Consider the following 19,787-nt stretch of genomic DNA (forward strand, 5'->3'; position numbering starts at 1 on the left):
AATGTAATTAATTAAAATTTTAAGAAAAAGGGCTTGGATTTATTCAAGTCCTTTTATTTATGATGATTATATGGTAAATTATAATTTGTGATAAATATTTTGCATTGCAACAAGAGGAGGAATAATGTTGAACCTAAAAGCGTTAATTCAAATTATGAGGCCTAAACAATGGATAAAAAACAGTTTTGTTTTTGCGGCCTTAGTTTTTTCAGGCAAATTTATAGAAATGCCTTTATTACTTACTAATATAAAAACATTTATATTATTTTGTCTTACTTCTTCAACTATTTACATATTAAATGATTTAGTTGACATAGAGAAAGATAAACTTCATCCTGAAAAAAGGAATAGACCTTTACCTAGTGGAAAAATATCTAAAGGAGCAACTATTATTTTAGATATTTTAATATTCATTATTGTAGTATTATTATCTATAAAAAATATAAAATTGTTTTCTATTCTTTTCACATACTTAATTTTAAATGTATTTTATTCATTTAAATTAAAAAATGTAGTTATTATCGATGTAATGATTATAACTTTTGGATTTGTATTAAGGGTAGAAGCAGGAAGTATTTCTACAAATATTCCTATATCGCCTTGGTTAATACTATGTACAACGCTGCTTTCTTTATTTTTAGCCTTAAATAAAAGAAAAAGTGAATTAATTACACTAGAAAACAAAAGTGGAAGTCATAGAAAAATATTAGAAGAATATTCTATTGAACTTATTAATAGTATGTTGACTATAGTTACGCCATCTATACTTATGGCTTATTGTCTCTATACTTTTAGTTCAGTGCAAAGTAGGAGTATGATGCTTACAATTCCTTTTGTACTATATGGTATATTCAGATATCAGTATTTAATGTTTAAAAATAATATTGGTGGTAAACCAGAGGATATATTTACTAAGGATATTCCATTTTTAATTAATATAATTCTTTGGATAGTTAGTGTTTTAATTATTATTTATTTTAAATTATAACCGGGGGTGTAGTAGTGCTGACAAAAATAAATTACAATGTAGAGAAGAAAAGTAATAAATACTACCTTATAATAGGAGTGATAGGGTTAATACTAAGTATAGTCTGGTGTAGTATTGTTAGCCCTAAGTTATTTTCAGATTTTGAATACTATTATAATTTAGCTGTAGATATAGCTAACGGAAAGCCATGGGGCGATACCTATACATCTGTAGGATATCCAATTGCTCTAGGATTTTTATTTAAAATATTTGGAGCTAGTACTTTAGTAGCAAAAATATTTAATATAGTTCTTACAGTAATAAGTTATTATTTGGTTTATTCCATACTAGATAAACTAGAAATTAGTGAAATAAGTAAAAAGGTTATATTTACAATGTTTGTAGTATTTCCTATAAGTATATACTATAATAATTTAGTTGCTACAGAAATTATATTTTCAACTATGGTGCTATTAGTAACTAATGTGTATTTAAGTGATATTAAGTACAAGTATATAATCCTAGGAGTATTAATAGGAATGAATACAATAGTAAAACCATTCTTTATGTGTATATGTTTCGGATTTTTCTTAGTTGATAGTATAACTTCAAAGAAAATTATAAAATCTTTAGTAAATAGTTTAATAGCATTTATAGTAGCTGCTATAGTTATAGCACCTTGGTGTTATAGAAATACTAAACTTACAGGAGAACTTACCTTTGTATCTAATAATGGAGGTATAGTTTTATACATAAACAATAATTCGCAAAATAATGTAGGTAGATGGATGCCAGCTGAAGATGTAGAAAATTCAATAGTAAAGACAGAAGAGTATATAAATGCTAATATGACTAAAAGAAATAAAATGTTATCTAAGGCGGCTAAACAATGGATAAGAGAGAATCCTAAACATTTTATGGAATTAGGATTTTTAAGACTTGTTAATACTTATGGAACTGCTGGAGACTCTTATTATACTACTTATGAGAGTGGATTAAATGACAGTCAAAAAAATATTATTTATTCTATAGCAAATAAAGCAAAACAAATAGTATTTTATCCAGGTATTTTGTTTATCTTATTGTATAGTGTCTACATATTGATTAATTTAATAAAAAGAAGTACAGAAAATATAAATAAATTCATGTTATATTGCTGTGTAATATTTTATATGTTTACTTGTGTTTACTTCATTACAGAAGGACAGGCAAGATATTCATTTCCAGTAATATTTCCTTTAATTTATTGTTTTAATTACTTATTAAATATTTTAATAAGAAAGGTTAAGGAGTTGCTTTAATGATAGTTCAAATATTAGTATCAGTTTTTCTAGGAGCATTAGGACAAATACTAGTAAAATTTGGAGCGGTAAATTTAGATTTAAATTTTTCCCCAAATCATTTGGTTCCAAGTATAGTTAGTATAATAAAAAACTTGCCTGTAATGAGTGGAATAATATCCTATGGTGTAAGCTTTTTATTATGGATTAAAGTACTAAGCAAGGTTGAATTAAGTTATGCATACCCTATGGTAAGTTTAGGATATGTTCTTATAATGATATTTTCCTATTTTTTATTTAAAGAAAATATTACCCCTCTAAGAATTGTTGGGGTGTTATTTATAATTGTAGGTGTTATCTTAGTTGCAAGGAGCTAGTTGATGATTATTCATTAATAATATATTGAAAAAATTTCAATATCACAAAGAATATGCACTTTATTGTAAATAAAAGGGATTGGCTGTTTTGAAAAAAATTATTTCATTCATTTCTTTTTAATAGAAAGAAAAAATGAAATAATTTTTTTTTGAATTGCATTTTAGATAAAATTTATGTATTATAAGAGTATACTTTTTATTTATATGCAAGAAAATTAAAATGACAAACTTATTTTGGAGGTGTGCCTATATGATATTTTCTAAAAAAGCAGAACAAATAGAGGCGTCAATAACTTTAGCAATTACAGCTAAAGCAAAAGAAATGAAGAAAAATGGAATAGATATTATAGGATTTGGTGCTGGGGAACCAGATTTTAATACACCTGAAAATATTCAGAGTGCAGCTATAGAAGCAATGAAAGAAGGATTAACAAAGTACACCCCGGCATCAGGTATTATAGAATTGAAGGAAGCTATAGTAGAAAAATTTAAGAAAGAAAATAATTTAAATTATAAACCATCCCAGATAATAATATCCACAGGAGCAAAGCAATGTCTTGCTAATGCTTTTATGGCTATATTAAATCCAGGAGATGAGGTGATAATTCCTACACCTTATTGGGTAAGTTATCCTGAACTAGTTAAATTATCAGATGGAGTGCCTGTGTTTGCAAAAACAGATGAAAAAAATAGTTACAAATATGATGTTGGTAAATTAGAGAAAATAGTGAATGATAAAACTAAGGCTATAATTATAAATAGCCCTAATAACCCTACAGGAAGTGTATGTACAAGAGAGGAACTATTAGAACTTGCAGATTTTGCAAAGAGACATGATCTTGTTATAATTTCTGATGAAATATATGAAAAGCTTATGTATGAAGAAGACGAACATGTAAGTATAGCTAGTTTGAGTGAGGATGCATACAAGAGAACAATAGTAATAAATGGAGTATCTAAAACTTATGCTATGACTGGATGGAGAATAGGGTATGCTGCAGCGGATGAAAAAATAATAAAACTTATGTCCAATATACAAAGTCATGCTACCTCTAATCCTAATTCTATAGCTCAGTATGCTTCACTAGAAGCTTTAGTTGGAGATCAAAGTTCTATTCATGATATGATTAAGGAATTTAAGAGTAGAAGAGATTATGCAGTAGAAAGAATAAATAAAATAAATTATATAAGCTGTATTGAACCAAAGGGAGCGTTCTATGTATTTATTAATATATCTAAAATAATTGGCAAAACTATAGATGGGGAGAAAATTAATGGATCATTAGATTTCTGCGATAAATTATTAGAAAAAGGTAAGGTAGCTGCTGTGCCAGGAGTAGGTTTTGGTTTAGAGAACTTTATAAGAATATCTTATGCCACTTCTATGGAAAATATTAAGAATGGTTTAGATAGAATAGAGGAGTTTATAAATAAGCTAAGATAATATTAGAGTGATATTGGAGTAACTGGAAACTTTATGTTTAAAATATACTCTAAAAGTGATATAATAGACATGATAGGAAAGCATAAGATAGTAGGGGTGATATTAGGTATGGTATCTAAGGAAGTTATGGTAAATAGTTCTACTGGCTTACATGCGAGACCAGCCACATTATTGGTAAAAAAGGCTTCTTCATTTAAGTCAGAGATAAGTATGGAATTCAATGGCAAAAAGGCTAATATTAAAAGCTTAATCGGAGTTTTATCTTTAGCCGTTACTAGAAATTCAAAGGTAACTGTAATAGCTTCAGGAGACGATGAAGCTTTAGCAGTAGAAGAAGTAGCAAAATTAATACAATCAATGGAATAGTTAAATAAATAAAAGGCTCCCCTTCGAGCCTTTTATTTATGCTTTAGAATTCTTTTTGATTTTTAATAATAAAAGAATTAAATATGTTCCCGAGACTCCTACTAATATATATATTAATCTAGATACAAAATTAGCAGGCTCTCCAAAAATTCCACTTACTAGATTAAAATTAAATAAACCTAATAGTCCCCAGTTTACAGCGCCGATAATAACAAGTATTAAAGAAATTTTGTCAAATAAATTAAATTTATACATAATTGCCTCCCTCATAACTTTAATTTCTATTCTAATTAATTATATTAATTAAGAACAGAATATAGAACACTTTTTATTACGAACATAAGTGTATAAATTTGATAAAATATATGATATAATATGAATGAAAAAAACGAATCTAAACATTTTATACGTATGGAGGTTTTTTATATGAGAGATTGTTATAGTACACCTTTAAATACAAGATATGCTTCAAAGGAAATGAGCTATTTATTTTCTGAAGATATGAAATTTAAAACTTGGAGAAAATTATGGGTGGCTTTAGCTGAATGTGAGAAAGAATTAGGTTTAAATATTACAGAAGAACAAATTGATGAATTAAAAAGTAATGTAGAAAATATTAATTACGAAGTAGCGGAAGAAAAGGAAAAGGAAATAAGACATGATGTAATGAGCCATGTATTCGCATATGGTACTCAATGTCCAAAAGCAAAAGGAATTATTCATTTAGGAGCAACTAGCTGTTATGTTGGAGATAATACAGATCTTATAATAATGAAAGAAGCTTTAGTGGTTATAAAAAAGAAAATAATAAATATAATTTGTGAATTATCTAAGTTTGCATTAAAATATAAAGATTTACCAACACTAGGATTTACTCATCTTCAACCAGCTCAATTAACTACTGTGGGTAAAAGAGCTACTTTATGGATACAGGATTTAACCATGGATTTAGAAAAGATGGATTTTCTTATGGAAAATTTAAGATTTAGAGGAGTAAAAGGAACTACAGGAACCCAAGCAAGTTTTATGGAACTTTTTGATGGGGATGAAAAAAAGGTTAAAACTTTAGATAAAATGGTTACTGAAAAAATGGGATTTAAAAAAGAATTTATGGTAACTGGTCAAACTTATTCAAGAAAAGTAGATTCTATTATATTAAATACTCTATCAGAAATAGCTCAAAGTGCATATAAATTTAGTAATGATTTAAGATTATTGCAAAGTATGAAAGAAGTAGAAGAGCCTTTTGAAAAAAATCAAGTTGGTTCATCGGCTATGGCTTATAAAAGAAATCCTATGAGAAGTGAAAGAATAGGTGCTTTAGCAAGATACATAATAGTAAATTCATTAAATCCTGCTATAACAGCATCTACTCAATGGTTTGAAAGAACACTTGATGATTCTGCTAATAAAAGAATAGCTGTATCAGAAGCTTTCTTAGCTTTGGATGGAGTGCTTAATTTATATTTAAATATAAGTAGCAATATGGTGGTATATGATAAAGTAATACAGTCTCATGTTTTAAGGGAGTTACCTTTTATGGCTACAGAAAATATTCTAATGGAAGCAGTTAAAAAAGGTGGAGATAGACAGGAATTACATGAAAGAATTAGGGAACATTCTATGGAAGCGGCTAGAAGAGTGAAAGCAGAAGGTTTGGATAATGATTTGATTCAAAGAATAATAGATGATAGTAGTTTTAATATGAGTAAAGAAGAAATATTATCATTAATAGATCCTAAAAAGTTTATTGGAAGAGCACCAGGTCAGGTAAAAGACTTTGTAGAAGAAGTGGTTAATCCTATATTAGAAAAAAATAAAGAAATGGTAGGATTAAATGTAACTATAAACGTGTAATTTAAGATCAGAAAAAGTTCTAGGTTTTTATAATATAAATTCCTAGAACTTTTTTATTTTGTAAAATATAAATCACACATATACTGATATAATCATATATTAATATGGAATATATTATATTATTCTACATATTAGTAACATATTATATAAAATTTTAAAGGAATATGTAATAATGTATCGAATATATATTAAATGTAACAAATTTTAATTAAAGTCTTATTAATAAATGGAGGTTGTCATGAAAAGAGAAAATCTAAATCCTTTTGAAAATGCCCAAAAGGTAATAAAAGAAGTTTGTTCAATAATTAATGCAGATGATAGTGTATATGAATTGTTAAAAGAACCAGCAAAGGTAATTGAGGTTAATATACCTGTAAAAATGGATAATGGAAATATAAAAGTGTTCAAAGGATATAGATCTCAACATAATAATGTGCTAGGTCCTACTAAAGGTGGAATTAGGTTTCATCAAAATGTAAATTTAGATGAGGTAAAAGCTTTATCAATTTGGATGACTTTTAAATGTGCTGTAGCAGATTTGCCTTATGGAGGAGGCAAAGGGGGAATAATTGTAGACCCGAAAACTTTATCTAAAGGAGAACTAGAAAGATTAAGTAGGGGATATGTACAAGGAATTTATAAGTCTATAGGAGAAAAAGTAGATATTCCTGCCCCTGACGTAAATACTAATGGAGAAATAATGAGTTGGATGTTAGACGAATATAATAAGTTAGTTGGAAAAAATGCGTTAGGAACTTTCACAGGAAAACCAATAGACTTGGGAGGATCTAAAGGCAGGGTAGAAGCTACAGGGTTAGGTATTGCTATTACTGTTAGGGAAGCTTTGAAAAAGTTAAATATGAAAATAGAAAATGCCAAGGTTGCTATACAAGGTTTAGGTAATGTAGGAAGCTTTGCTGCGAAAAATATGGAAGCACTGGGTTCTAAAGTTGTGAGTGTAGCGGAATGGGATAAAGGAAAAGGATTCTATGCTATATATAACAAAGAAGGATTTAAAGTTGAAGATTTAATAAGATATTTCAAAGACAATGATACGTTGATTGGATTCCCTAATTCTAAAGAATTGTCTAGTGAAGAATTTTGGTCATTGGATGTAGATGTTTTAATTCCAGCTGCATTAGAAAACTCTATAACTTTAGAGAATGTTAATTTAATAAATGCTAAATTGATATGTGAAGGAGCTAATGGCCCTATAACTCCAGAAGCGGACGATATATTAAATAAAAAGGGTATTTTAGTAACGCCAGATATATTAACAAATATAGGTGGTGTTGTAGTTTCATATTTCGAATGGGTACAAAATCTAAGTGGATACTATTGGGAAGAAAACAAAGTAAAAAAAGAAGAGGATATATTATTAGTTAACTCTTTTAAAAATGTATGGAATGTAAAAGAAGATTTTAATGTTTCTATGAGGAAAGCTGCATATATTTATTCTATTAAAAAATTAGCTTCTGCTATGAAGCTTAGAGGATGGTATTAAAAAACAGCCAATATGGCTGTTTTTTAATTTTGAAGTTTTTAGGAACGTATGTTCTAATGCTTTTTAGAAATTTATTATTTTTCTCTTTATATGAATTATTTGACCTAAAATTTCTATTCATCTCAAATTTCAATTTACAATAAGAAAAATAAATTAATTTACTTAATTCCAACTTACCCACAAAGTTATTCCCAATTTGTGGTAAAATGATAAATTCATAATTATCAACGGAATTACCAACAATTGTTATTTACATAAAATGGTATAAAAATAGATTATTATTTCTTATCTGTACCAATATAATATTTTAAAATATAGATACAGAAAATGGAAAACCAATTAAATAAATGATATGCATTATCAATTGAAATAAGTCTAAAGGAGAGTAGGGTGAATAACGATTTTATTTTGTACTATTCTACACGATATTATATATAGCATAATATTCGATTTTTAGCAACAAAATAAATTTTAAAATTTCTCCAAAGTACTTTTATAAGTATAAATAAAAATATTTTCTAACATTATATGTAGGATTGAATATAAAATTTATATCAAAAAGAAGGATTTTAGCCCCCTTTTGTAGAATATTTTATTCGCGAAATGTTTATTTCGCGAAGTTGGAAGTGAATTTTAAGGAGGAAGCTATGAAATATAAATTAAAACATGTATATGATCCATCATTACCTAATCAAATTAATGATTTCATTAATTATCTAGGAACCATCAAAGGAAAATCTAATAATACTATAGATGCATACAAATTTGATTTAGTTTTGTTTTTTAGATTTTTAAAATTATATAGAGGTATGGTTTCTGATGATACAGAATTTGAATCTATAGAAATAAAGGATATAGATAATGACTTCATTAGAAGTTTGACTTTATCAGACTTATATGCATTTTTAGCTTTTGTTGAAAATTATAGGGATAATGGCAATTATGCTAGAGCTAGAAAAGTTGCTACATTAAGATCATTCTTTAGATTTCTACAAGGTAAGGCAAAGATTATAGATGATAATCCTACTTTGGAGTTGGAAGCTCCTAAAATTAATAAAAGAAACCCTGTTTATCTAACTTTAGATGAAAGTAAAAAACTTCTCGACTCTATTCAAGGCAAAAATAAAGAAAGAGATTATTGTATAGTGACTTTATTTTTAAACTGTGGACTAAGATTATCTGAATTATGTGGTATTAATATTTCAAAAATAAAAGGAGACACTTTAACTGTAATTGGTAAAGGTAATAAAGAAAGAACTATATATTTAAATAAAGCTTGCATAAAGGCTATACATAATTATTTACAAGTAAGGAATGCTAATGCTGATAAAATCAAAGATAAAGATGCCCTATTTATAAGCAGAAACAACACTAGAATAAATAAAAGAACTGTTGAAATGTTAGTTAAAAAATATGTTGATAAAGCTAATTTAGATACAGATAAATACACGCCACATAAACTAAGACACACTGCTGCTACACTTATGTATAAGTATGGAGATGTAGATATAAGAAGTTTACAGCAAATATTAGGCCATGAAAATGTATCTACAACTCAAATATATACTCATGTAGATAATGAGAAACTAAGAGAAGCTGTTAGATCTAATCCTCTTAGCGAAGAATATGAAGATGATTTGGAGTTGTTTGAAACAAATAAGTAGGGATAATTATGCTCTTTACTGGCACCTTCAAAAAATTAAAGAGCATGCATATTTAATTTTTATGCATGCTCTTTTTGTAATACTAAATAATAATATTATTTCTTTCTTATTCTTATAAGTCCAGGAAATTCTTCGTATAAAATATCTTTGGATTTGTCTTCGTTTTCTAATATCTCTTTTAAGCCTTCTATATCATCTATCAATTCCATATCTTCTTCATTGAAATCGGGTCCGGTATAATCATCTCCAACAAATTCGCATTGAGAATTATTTTCATTCTCATTTTTTTCTATATTCTCTGTTAATGAAGAATTATTTTCATCTTCATCATCTATGATTGAGTCTATTTTTATTCCCCTCATATCAAAGCTATCTTGGAGACATTTACCACAGTTATCGCACTTTTTATTTTTATTTAAATCACATATATCGCATTCTCCACAATCATCACAGCTTTTATTAATATCCATTATACAATGTTTATATTTTGGCATTATTTTATCCCCTCTTTACTTTTATAAGTTTATATAATTAGTTATTTTACTACATTAAGGTATTATATCAAAACAAAAAAATATATTCAACTAAAATGCGGTAAATGATAAATTTTTATTCGATGGGAACATAAGTTTGATATTCTCTGTTTAATATGCTATAATCATATTAAGATTATTTTGCGAGGTGTTTATATGTCTAAACAGGATAAGCAAATGGAAATATATGAATACATTAAGGAACAAATAAGAACGAAAGGTTATCCCCCTTCAGTACGTGAGATTTGTGCTGCAGTTGGATTAAAATCAACATCTACGGTACATGGTCATTTACAAAGACTAGAGAAGAAAGGATTTATAAAAAGAGATCCTACTAAACCAAGAGCTATAGAACTTGTAGATAGTACTGTATATAAAAAAGAAATGATTAATATTCCTGTAATAGGCACTGTTACTGCTGGAAGTCCTGTTTTAGCAGTAGAAAATATAGAAGATACCTTCGCCTTGCCTGTAGATTTTGTAAAAAGTAATAATGAGCTTTTTATATTAAAGATACATGGAGAAAGCATGATTGATGCTGGCATAATGGATGAAGATTTAGCTATAATTGAACAGACTAGTTCCGCAGAAAATGGTGATATAGTAGTGGCTTTACTGGAAAACGAAGCTACTATAAAAAGATTTTATAGAGAGAATGACTATATAAGATTACAGCCGGAAAATAAAGCTATGGAGCCTATAATAGTTAAGGATTGTAAGATCATTGGTAAATTAGTTGCACTTTATAGAAAATATTAAAAAAGATAGGTTAAATCGTTCTATCTCACATTGCAAAAAGGTACATTCTCAATTATGAGGATGTACCTTTTTATCTTATGAATTAAGGATTTTATTTAAAGCAATAAGAATTCCTATCTTTGCATGATCAAAGGTAAGTCCTCCCTGTAAATAAGCAATATAAGGTTCCCTTATAGGAGCATCAGCAGATAATTCTATAGATGAACCCTGAACAAAAGCACCTGCTGCCATTATAACTTGATCTTCATAACCTGGCATATCCCATGGTTCACACTGAAGGAAAGAATCGATTGGTGAGCCAGCTTGAATACCCTTACAGAAATTTATAAGTTTTTCTTTATCATTGAATTTTATAGATTGAATTATGTCACTTCTTTTTTCATTGTATTTAGGTAAAACTTCAAAACCTGCAAGCTCCATTACTCTTGAACAGAAAATAGCACCTTTAGCTGCTTCCATAGCTATATGTGGAGCAAGAAATAATCCCTGAAATAATAATCTCATTACTCCAAAAGTAGAACCACATTCCCCTCCTATGCCTGGAATAGTAAGTCTATAAGCAGCTTGAGTAACATATTCGTTTTTTCCTACTATATATCCACCTGTTGGAGCAATCCCTCCACCAATATTTTTAATTAATGAACCTGCTATTAAGTCCGCTCCTACGTCTGTTGGCTCTATGGTATCAATAAATTCTCCGTAGCAATTGTCTACAAAACAAATTACATCTTCTCTTATGCTTTTAACAAAGGAAATTATATCTTTTATTTCAGAAACTAATAGTGAATTTCTCCATCCATAACCAGTAGATCTTTGTATATGTACTAACCTAATGCTTTTATCTTCTATTAAAGCATTTCTAACTGCTTCAAGATCCACCTTTCCGTCTTTTAAATCTATTTGCTTATAATTAACTCCATACTCTCTTAAAGAACCTATGTTCGTATCTCCTGTTATTCCTATTATGCTATGTAAAGTATCATAAGGAGCTCCAACAATAGAAAGCATAGTATCATTAGGTCTTAAATTACCAAATAAAGCTGCTCCAATAGCATGTGTACCATTTACAAAATGAGGTCTAACTAAAGCTGCCTCTGCATTAAATACTTTTGCATATACTCTATCTAAAGCATCTCTACCTATATCTCCATATCCATAACCTGTAGAATTAGTAAAATGAGAGTCACTTATTCTTTCTTCCTGTAATGCATTTAGTACCTTTAGCTGATTAAACTCTCTTATCTCATCATATTTTACGAATTCTTTTTCTACATCTTTTAAAGCTTTTTCATATAAGTCTATAACATTATCTTTAATTTTATAAATATTTTTTAATTGTTCTTTAGTTTGTTCCATCATTTTTAAGAACCCTCCAATATTTAATTTTAAGTATTATAATTATAACTACATTTAAATATATTACCATATAAAAAAAGAATAGGCAAAATAATTTGCCTATTCTTCATCATTCTCAGGTGTAGAGGTAAATAATATTGCCTTGCATGGTGTTATTGTAGATATGGCATGCTTATATATAAGCATTTGTTTTCCATTACAATCTAATACCACAGTAAAACTATCAAACCCTTTTACATTACCCTTTATCTGAAAGCCATTTGTTAGATATATTGTAACATCAGTTCTATTTTTTCTGGCCCCATTTAAAAATATATCTTGTAAATTGTTAACCGCTTTACTCATATAACTCACCCTCCATTGTATACTTTATATTATTATTCTATAAATTATAAGAAAATCCTTTAATTTTCCACAGTTAAATAGCCTTTTTTAATATCTTCGGTTTTTCTTATAATAGTCTTTACTATATCTTCCTCAGAAGAAAATTCATCTTTATCTATCCATATAATTCTATTATCTTTTCTAAACCAAGTAAGCTGTCTTTTAGCATAGTTTCTGCTACCCTTTTTTATTAGGTATATAGCCTCATCTAAAGAGATTTTCCCTCCAAGGTAATAAAGTATTTCTTTATAACCTATCCCCTTCATGGACTGCATATTTTCATCACAACCCATACTCTGTAATTTTTTTACTTCCTCTATAAGACCGTTTTGAATCATTATATCTACTCTTTTATCTATTCTTTCGTATAATTTAGCCCTATCCATATTTAAAACAAAGTAATATATGTTGTATGGTATATTATATATGTCTTGCTCGGAAGAATACTCACTCATAGTTTTACCTGTTAATTTATATACTTCTAAGGCTCTTATTACTCTCTTTAAATTATTGTAATGTATCTTATTATAGGATTCTATGTCTATTTCTTTTAATAGGTTGTGAACATATTCTTTACCTTTTTCAGTAGCTAGATTTTCTAAATAAATTCTATAATCTTTATCTTTATCTGCTTCGGTGAAATTATAATTATATATCAATGAATTAATGTATAACCCAGTTCCCCCTACTAACATAGGAAGCTTGTTTTTTAGATATATTTCTTCTATGGCTTTTTCTGCATGGTCTTTAAACTCAGCAGCACTAAAGTTATCCCAAGGTTCTACTACATCTATTAAATGATGTTTAATTCCTTTCATTTCTATATCTGATACTTTAGCAGAACCTATATCCATATATTTATATATTTGCATTGAATCAGCTGATATAATTTCTCCATCTAATTTTTGTGCAAGGGATATTGAAATATCAGTTTTACCTACTGCAGTAGGTCCTGCTAATATAAATAGTTCCTTCATAGTATGGTATCTCTCCTTTTACTGTATTCTCTTAAATCTTTTTTCTAATTCATTTAAAGTTATTTTAATTATAGTAGGTCTCCCATGAGGACATGTAAAAGGATCATCTATATATCTTAAATTTTCTAAAAGACTTTCCATTTCATCAAAAGATAATTTATCATTTGCTTTTATAGCAGATTTACATGCAAGTTTAGCTATTTTATTATATTTTATTTCTGCTGTATCTCCATTCCCTAAGTTTTTTATATTATCAATTATTGCCATAAATAAATCGTTTAATTCAGGTTTTCCAATAATAAATGGTACCTCTCGTATACTTATAGTATTATCTCCAAAAACTTCTATATTAAAACCTACTCTTTTAAATATTTCTTCATTTTCTACATAATATATAAAATCCTCAGGTAATAACTCTATTACTACAGGAGTTAATAATACTTGAGACTTAACTCCACCATTTTGTATATTAAATCTGTATTTCTCAAAAAGTATTTTTTCATGAGCAGCATGTTGATCTATAATATATAAGTCTTCAGCCGCTTGTGCCAAAATATAAGTGCTATTAAACTGCCCTATTATCCTAAGCTTGCTAAACTTAGCTATAGGTACTTCTTCTTTTAGAGGAATAGGTTTTGGCTCTATTGGTACATCAGTTTTCATAACACTTATAATATCCTTTTTATTAACATTTTCTACTTTATTTAACACTTCATTTTTTTCTTCCATAGAGTAATCTTTAGAACAATCCTTCTTTTCATTAATAAAACTGCTATTACAAATTGGATTTACATCATAATTATTAGTGTCAGGTTTGTCTTTTCCATTATATAAATCTGCAAAGCTACTAGGTTTATCTTCTTTTAAATCTATTGGAAGTTGGATTTTTTGTACAGTTTCAAATTTTAAATCTTCCTTCATTACCTCTTTGGAGGAGATATCATCTGTACTATTTTCTATATCTATACTAAAAGAATCCACAAGACTATTTCTTAAAGCTTTATGTACTCCATTAAAAACCGAGCTAAAAATCATTCTATCATCTTTAAATTTAATCTCAGTTTTTGTAGGATGAACATTAACATCTACATACTCAGGAAAAATATCTATAAATGTTATAAAGAAAGGAAATTTATTAACTGTTAAAAAAGATTTAAAAGCATTTTCTACCGCTGTAGTAATAAGTCTATTTTTTATATATCTTCTATTTACAAATATACTTTGATTATTTCTGCTTCCTCTACTTATTTCCGCATTACCTATATAACCATATATAGATAAAATGTCATTATACTCTTCAAAACTAATTATATTATCTATAGTGTTTTTTCCGTATATGGTTCTTATTACATCCTCTATATTACCGGTGCCATAAGTATTTAATACAGTTTTATTATTATTTATTAATTTAAAGGAAATCTCTGGATTAGCCAAAGCCAATCTATGAATTATATCAGATATTAAGGAAGCTTCTCTAGAGGTTGACTTTAAAAATTTCAGTCTTGCAGGTACATTGTAAAAAAGATCCCTAACTTCTATTATAGTACCTATATTCACTCCTGTTTCTCTTATATACTCTATAGTACCGCCTTCTATATATATTTCTTTACCAAAGCTAAATTCCTCTACTCTACTTCTTAAGAGAGTTTTTGATACAGAAGATATACTAGCTAAAGCTTCCCCTCTAAAACCCATAGTATTTAATACAAAAACGTCTTCTATTTTTTCTATTTTACTAGTAGCATGGGCTAAAAAGGCTTTTTCTATATCATCAGGAAATATTCCTGAACCATCATCAGTAACCTTTATTAGCTTTTGTCCTCCTTCTTCAATTTCCACTATTATATTTTTACTTCCAGCATCTATGCTGTTTTCAACTAATTCTTTAACTACAGAGAAGGGTCTTTCTACCACTTCTCCTGCAGCTATTTTGTTAAAAGTATCTTTATCTAATAAATTAATTCTACTCAAAAAATTCCCCACCTTTTAAATGGATCTGGCTTTTTTTATAATTTCATAGAGTTTATTAAAACCTTCAAAAGGAGTAATATTCATTATGTCAATATCAGCTATTTCTTTTATTAAATTATTTTTTTCAATATCTGTAAAATCTAATTGTAAACTATCTTCTTTAATTATAGAATTATTACTTTTTATATCATCCTTAGATTCATCATTAGGTTTAGTAATGGATTTATCTATAGCTACTTCTGATATGTTATCCTTAACTATATCGTTAACATCTATATTGTTACTCTTATCCTTTTCAATGGAGGATAATATTTCTTTAGCTCTTTTAATAACAATTTCAGGTAGACCAGCTAGCTTTGCTACTTCAATACCATAAGACTGATCTGCTCCCCCTCTTATAATCTTTCTTAAAAATACTATGTCCTTATCTATTTCCTTTACCTGTACGGAATAATTTTTTACTCCTTTTATTGTATCTTCCAATCCAGTTAACTCATGATAATGTGTAGCAAACAAAGTTTTACATCTTAAGCTTTCATTGTTGCATATATATTCTATAACCGCCCAAGCAATACTTAAACCATCAAAGGTACTAGTTCCTCTACCTACTTCATCTAATAATATTAAACTTTTATTAGTAGCATTTTTTAATATATTTGAAACTTCCCACATTTCTACCATGAAAGTACTTTTCCCTGCAGCTAAATCATCAGAAGCACCAATTCTTGTAAATATTTTATCACATATAGATATTTTAGCTATTTTTGCAGGAACAAAACTACCTATTTGAGCCATAATAGTAATTAAAGCCACTTGTCTCATATATGTAGATTTACCTGCCATATTTGGTCCTGTTATAAGTAATAGTTCCTCATCTTCTGTATTTAAAAATGTATCATTGGCCACAAAATTTCCTGTAGGGATCATCTTTTCTACAACTGGATGTCTTCCTTCATTTATTGTTATTTCATCTCCATCCACAATTTCCGGCTTACAATAATTATTTTCCATTGCTACAGTAGCTAAGGAACTTAAACAATCTAAATTAGCAATTATCTCTGCTGAGTTTTTCATTCTATCTATATGAGTTTCAATGGCATCTCTTATTGCTACAAATACTTCATATTCTAGGTTTATAAGTTTTTCTTCTGCCCCAAGTATTTTGTCTTCCATTTCCTTTAATTCAGGCGTTATATATCTTTCCGCATTAGCCAAAGTTTGCTTTCTTATATATCTTCCTTCCGGCACAGAGGATAAATTAGATTTTGTTATTTCTATATAGTACCCAAAAACTTTATTATACCCTACTTTTAAGGATTTAATTCCTGTAAATTCTCTTTCCTTATTTTCTAAATTAGCTATCCACTCTTTACCATGAGCTTTTGCTTTTCTTAATTCATCTATAGCTTCATTATATCCTTCTTTTATTATATTACCTTCTTTTACAGATAAAGAAGGAGTATCAAATATAGATATATCTAAAAGTTCATAAATGTCTTTGAGTTCATCTAGAGATTCATACATATTATTTAATAAATTGCTTTTAAAATCTTTCATTATGTTTTTTATATTTGGCAACTTTTCTATAGAATTTTTTAAAGAAAGTAATTCTTTAGCATTAACACTTTTGGAAGAGATTTTACCTACAATTCTTTCAATATCGTATATATTTTTTAGACTTTCTTTTAAGTCTTCATGTAGAGATAAACTATTTAGTAATTCTTCCACTGCATCTAGTCTGTTTTTTACCATGTTTTTATTAATTAGTGGTTGTTCAATCCATTTTCTTAGCTGCCTTCCACCCATGGAAGTGCTGGTTTTATCTAAAACCCAAAGTAAGGAGCCTTTTTTAGTTTTATCTCTTAAGGTTTCTGTAAGTTCTAAATTACGTCTTGTATTTATATCTACGGATAAAAAATCTACTATATTATAGTATTGAAATTTATCTATATGAGATAAAGATGTCTTTTGTGTTTTAAGTATATAATTTATTAAAGAGTTACCGCTTCTTATTAAAGAATTGGTATAATCCCCTTTTTTAAAATTAAAAAACTGTTTTTCTAAAGTATCTTCTAAGGAGAAATCCCTACTATCAACACTTGTAAATACTACGTTAAATCTGCTGCTTATTGCATCTAATATAGTTTTATCTGTTTTTTCTTCTACTAATATTTCACTAGGATTATATTTAGAAATTTCATCTAGAAGTATACTTTCATTATAGTTACAATCAGTAGCAAAAAATTCGCCTGTGGATATATCACAAAAACATATACCTAAACTATTACTCCCATCTATATAAAAACTCATTATGTAGTTATTTTTGTTATCTTCAAGGAATGCTGTATCTGTATAAGTTCCAGGAGTTATTATTTTTATAATATCTCTTTTTACAATACCTTTTGCTAAGGCAGGATCTTCTAGCTGCTCACATATAGCAATTTTATATCCTTTGTTTATAAGTCTTATTATATATGAATTAGCGGAATGATAAGGTATTCCACACATAGGAGCTCTATTTTCCAGACCACAATCTCTTCCTGTTAATACTAACTCTAGTTCTTTTGAAGCAACTTCTGCATCTTCAAAAAACATTTCATAGAAATCCCCAAGTCTGAAGAAAAGTATACAGTCTTTACATTTTTCTTTAACTTCTAAATATTGTTGCATCATTGGAGTAAGACCCAATTTGTTCACTCTCCTTTATATATCAAATAATTTTTAGTTTCAATATAAATTGAATAATTCTATAAAAAAAGCTCTTTATAAAGAGCCTTTTTTTATCCGATGACTACCCGCTCTAATACTCCCATCTTCTTTAAATTGGGAGTAAAGAGCGGGTACGTCCCTGGATAACGATTTCTAAGCTTCAGCAGGAGTTTTTACTCCTGCTGAAACCAAGAACTCTGTTTATATTTCTTCTCCTATTAAAGAGAAACCTTGAGCTTTTGTTATTTTAACCATTACTAACTTTCCTATATTATCTTTATTACCAGTAAAGTTTACAAGCTTACCTGTTCTTGTTCTTCCTGTTAATTTTTCTTCGTCGTTTTTACTTTCACCTTCCACTAATACTTCTACATCTTTGCCATCATACTCTTTATTTTTCTCAGCGGAAATTCTATTTACTACTTCTATTAATCTATTAAATCTATCATGTTTTACATTATCATTAATTTGATTTTCCATCTTATCTGCTGGAGTGTTTTTTCTATTGGAATAGATAAATGTGAATGCGGAATCATAACCTACCTCTTCTACTAAAGTTAAAGTATCTACAAAGTCCTCTTCTTCTTCTCCAGGAAAACCAACAATTATGTCTGTAGTTAATGCAACATTTGGTATTTGTTCTTTTATTTTTCTTACAAGATTTAAATATTGTTCTCTATCATAATGTCTATTCATTTTCTTTAAAATTTTACTAGAACCAGATTGTACGGGTAAATGAATTTGTTCACATAATTTATTACATTCTTTTATAGCAAGAATTACATCATCAGTTAAATCTTTAGGATGAGAAGTCATAAACCTTATTCTTTCTAATCCTTTTACTTTATTTATTCTTCTTAAAAGATCACCAAAACCCATAGCAGGAACTAAGTCTTTACCATAGGAATTTACGTTTTGACCAAGTAATGTAATTTCCTTATATCCATTTTGAACTAGTTCTATAATTTCATTTTCTATATCCTCTGGATTTCTACTTCTTTCTCTTCCTCTAACATATGGAACTATACAATAAGTACAAAAATTATTGCAGCCATACATAATAGTAACAAATGCTTTTACACTGCTCTTTCTATCAATAGGAAGACCTTCTACTATTTCTTCTTCTTTATTCCATATTTCTACTAAGGATTTACCTTCTTGTTTTACCCTATTTAAGTATTCAGGGAATTTATGTGCATTATGAGTTCCAAAAAGTATATCTACAAAAGGATATTTCTTAACTATAGCCTCTGCCATACCTTCCTGTTGCATCATGCAGCCACATACCGCTATTATAAGGTCCGGTTTTTTTTCTTTAAGTTTTTTTAAAGCACCTAAATTTCCATATACCTTTAATTCTGCATTTTCTCTAATACAGCATGTATTAAAAATAATAATATCAGATTCTTCTCTTTCTTCTGTTCTAGAATATCCTAATTTCTTTAGCATACCAGATAGCTTTTCAGAATCTTCTTCATTCATTTGACAACCCCAAGTTTCTATATAAAATAAACCTTTTTCATTATTCATTTGTTTTCACCTCATATACATTTTTTAATAATTTAACATCCTACATTATACTATATTTTAGCTTCTTTATCTATTTTTTATTGAATTTTGTCATATTTAAAATAAAAAC

The 19,787-nt window shown here is 28.0% G+C and carries 17 protein-coding genes; 9 read left to right on the plus strand and 8 right to left on the minus strand.

Features of this window, described 5'->3' with window-relative positions:
- Positions 1-127 precede the first annotated feature (127 nt).
- The 5 genes from T514_RS0103325 (at position 128) to T514_RS0103345 (ending at position 4,434) form a co-directional block, all read left to right on the plus strand.
- On the plus strand, positions 128-988 hold the full coding sequence (locus T514_RS0103325) for a decaprenyl-phosphate phosphoribosyltransferase (RefSeq protein ID WP_027623486.1): 861 nt from the start codon (positions 128-130) through the stop codon (positions 986-988).
- Positions 989-1,002: 14 nt separating this feature from the next.
- Positions 1,003-2,268 carry a glycosyltransferase family 39 protein gene (locus T514_RS0103330; protein WP_027623487.1) on the plus strand — a complete coding sequence of 422 codons (1,266 nt, stop codon included), beginning with the start codon at positions 1,003-1,005 and terminating at the stop codon, positions 2,266-2,268.
- On the plus strand, positions 2,268-2,624 hold the full coding sequence (locus T514_RS0103335) for an SMR family transporter (protein WP_027623488.1): 357 nt from the start codon (positions 2,268-2,270) through the stop codon (positions 2,622-2,624). Before T514_RS0103330 ends, T514_RS0103335 begins: the two co-directional genes overlap by 1 nt.
- A gap of 250 nt (positions 2,625-2,874) precedes the next feature.
- On the plus strand, positions 2,875-4,068 hold the full coding sequence (locus tag T514_RS0103340; RefSeq protein WP_027623489.1) for a pyridoxal phosphate-dependent aminotransferase: 1,194 nt from the start codon (positions 2,875-2,877) through the stop codon (positions 4,066-4,068).
- Positions 4,069-4,176: 108 nt separating this feature from the next.
- Entirely contained in the window at positions 4,177-4,434 is a 258-nt protein-coding gene (locus T514_RS0103345) for an HPr family phosphocarrier protein (RefSeq protein ID WP_027623490.1), read from the plus strand.
- Positions 4,435-4,470: 36 nt separating this feature from the next.
- On the opposite strand, the gene T514_RS0103350 is transcribed toward T514_RS0103345, so the two are convergent.
- Positions 4,471-4,689: a DUF378 domain-containing protein gene (locus T514_RS0103350; RefSeq protein WP_027623491.1), complete on the minus strand. Its 219-nt coding sequence runs from the start codon at positions 4,687-4,689 to the stop codon at positions 4,471-4,473.
- A 171-nt stretch (positions 4,690-4,860) separates the two neighbouring features.
- Between T514_RS0103350 and purB the strand changes: the two genes are divergently transcribed.
- The 3 genes from purB (at position 4,861) to T514_RS0103365 (ending at position 9,459) form a co-directional block, all read left to right on the plus strand.
- On the plus strand, positions 4,861-6,291 hold the full coding sequence (purB, locus tag T514_RS0103355; protein WP_027623492.1) for an adenylosuccinate lyase: 1,431 nt from the start codon (positions 4,861-4,863) through the stop codon (positions 6,289-6,291).
- Positions 6,292-6,529: 238 nt separating this feature from the next.
- Positions 6,530-7,795, plus strand: coding sequence for a Glu/Leu/Phe/Val family dehydrogenase (locus tag T514_RS0103360; RefSeq protein WP_027623493.1), 1,266 nt, complete (start codon positions 6,530-6,532; stop codon positions 7,793-7,795).
- Positions 7,796-8,442: 647 nt separating this feature from the next.
- Positions 8,443-9,459, plus strand: coding sequence for a tyrosine recombinase XerC (locus T514_RS0103365; protein WP_027623494.1), 1,017 nt, complete (start codon positions 8,443-8,445; stop codon positions 9,457-9,459).
- A gap of 95 nt (positions 9,460-9,554) precedes the next feature.
- Here the strand turns inward: T514_RS0103365 and T514_RS0103370 are convergent, their stop codons facing one another.
- Positions 9,555-9,953, minus strand: a complete 399-nt coding sequence (locus T514_RS0103370; RefSeq protein ID WP_027623495.1) for a hypothetical protein — start codon at positions 9,951-9,953, stop codon at positions 9,555-9,557.
- Positions 9,954-10,148: 195 nt separating this feature from the next.
- Between T514_RS0103370 and lexA the strand changes: the two genes are divergently transcribed.
- Positions 10,149-10,751: a transcriptional repressor LexA gene (gene lexA / locus T514_RS0103375; protein WP_027623496.1), complete on the plus strand. Its 603-nt coding sequence runs from the start codon at positions 10,149-10,151 to the stop codon at positions 10,749-10,751.
- A gap of 75 nt (positions 10,752-10,826) precedes the next feature.
- On the opposite strand, the gene T514_RS0103380 is transcribed toward lexA, so the two are convergent.
- The 6 genes from T514_RS0103380 to miaB form a co-directional block, all read right to left on the minus strand.
- Complete coding sequence (locus tag T514_RS0103380; protein ID WP_027623497.1) at positions 10,827-12,110, minus strand: methionine gamma-lyase family protein; 1,284 nt, start codon at positions 12,108-12,110, stop codon at positions 10,827-10,829.
- A gap of 96 nt (positions 12,111-12,206) precedes the next feature.
- Positions 12,207-12,452 carry an RNA chaperone Hfq gene (hfq, locus tag T514_RS0103385; protein WP_027623498.1) on the minus strand — a complete coding sequence of 82 codons (246 nt, stop codon included), beginning with the start codon at positions 12,450-12,452 and terminating at the stop codon, positions 12,207-12,209.
- Positions 12,453-12,511: 59 nt separating this feature from the next.
- Positions 12,512-13,468, minus strand: a complete 957-nt coding sequence (miaA, locus tag T514_RS0103390) for a tRNA (adenosine(37)-N6)-dimethylallyltransferase MiaA (protein WP_027623499.1) — start codon at positions 13,466-13,468, stop codon at positions 12,512-12,514.
- An 18-nt stretch (positions 13,469-13,486) separates the two neighbouring features.
- A complete protein-coding gene (mutL, locus tag T514_RS0103395) occupies positions 13,487-15,439 on the minus strand; it encodes a DNA mismatch repair endonuclease MutL (protein ID WP_027623500.1) in 1,953 nt (650 codons plus the stop codon).
- A gap of 15 nt (positions 15,440-15,454) precedes the next feature.
- Entirely contained in the window at positions 15,455-18,127 is a 2,673-nt protein-coding gene (gene mutS / locus T514_RS0103400) for a DNA mismatch repair protein MutS (protein WP_027623501.1), read from the minus strand.
- 222 nt (positions 18,128-18,349) lie between these two features.
- Positions 18,350-19,678 (minus strand): tRNA (N6-isopentenyl adenosine(37)-C2)-methylthiotransferase MiaB, encoded by a 1,329-nt coding sequence (miaB, locus tag T514_RS0103405; protein ID WP_027623502.1) that lies wholly within the window; start codon positions 19,676-19,678, stop codon positions 18,350-18,352.
- Positions 19,679-19,787 lie beyond the last annotated feature (109 nt).

The organism is Clostridium lundense DSM 17049 (assembly GCF_000619945.1).
GTDB lineage: Bacteria > Bacillota > Clostridia > Clostridiales > Clostridiaceae > Clostridium_AO > Clostridium_AO lundense.

What these genes read in the sequence shown, in the direction of transcription:
- T514_RS0103335 (WP_027623488.1), top strand. Translation starts at nt 2,268, where the DNA reads ATGATAGTTCAAATATTAGTATCAGTTTTTCTAGGAGCATTAGGACAA.
- T514_RS0103340 (WP_027623489.1), top strand. Translation starts at nt 2,875, where the DNA reads ATGATATTTTCTAAAAAAGCAGAACAAATAGAGGCGTCAATAACTTTA.
- T514_RS0103345 (WP_027623490.1), top strand. Translation starts at nt 4,177, where the DNA reads ATGGTATCTAAGGAAGTTATGGTAAATAGTTCTACTGGCTTACATGCG.
- T514_RS0103350 (WP_027623491.1), bottom strand. Translation starts at nt 4,689, where the DNA reads ATGTATAAATTTAATTTATTTGACAAAATTTCTTTAATACTTGTTATT.
- purB (WP_027623492.1), top strand. Translation starts at nt 4,861, where the DNA reads ATGAGAGATTGTTATAGTACACCTTTAAATACAAGATATGCTTCAAAG.
- T514_RS0103360 (WP_027623493.1), top strand. Translation starts at nt 6,530, where the DNA reads ATGAAAAGAGAAAATCTAAATCCTTTTGAAAATGCCCAAAAGGTAATA.
- T514_RS0103365 (WP_027623494.1), top strand. Translation starts at nt 8,443, where the DNA reads ATGAAATATAAATTAAAACATGTATATGATCCATCATTACCTAATCAA.
- T514_RS0103370 (WP_027623495.1), bottom strand. Translation starts at nt 9,953, where the DNA reads ATGCCAAAATATAAACATTGTATAATGGATATTAATAAAAGCTGTGAT.
- lexA (WP_027623496.1), top strand. Translation starts at nt 10,149, where the DNA reads ATGTCTAAACAGGATAAGCAAATGGAAATATATGAATACATTAAGGAA.
- T514_RS0103380 (WP_027623497.1), bottom strand. Translation starts at nt 12,110, where the DNA reads ATGATGGAACAAACTAAAGAACAATTAAAAAATATTTATAAAATTAAA.
- hfq (WP_027623498.1), bottom strand. Translation starts at nt 12,452, where the DNA reads ATGAGTAAAGCGGTTAACAATTTACAAGATATATTTTTAAATGGGGCC.
- miaA (WP_027623499.1), bottom strand. Translation starts at nt 13,468, where the DNA reads ATGAAGGAACTATTTATATTAGCAGGACCTACTGCAGTAGGTAAAACT.
- miaB (WP_027623502.1), bottom strand. Translation starts at nt 19,678, where the DNA reads ATGAATAATGAAAAAGGTTTATTTTATATAGAAACTTGGGGTTGTCAA.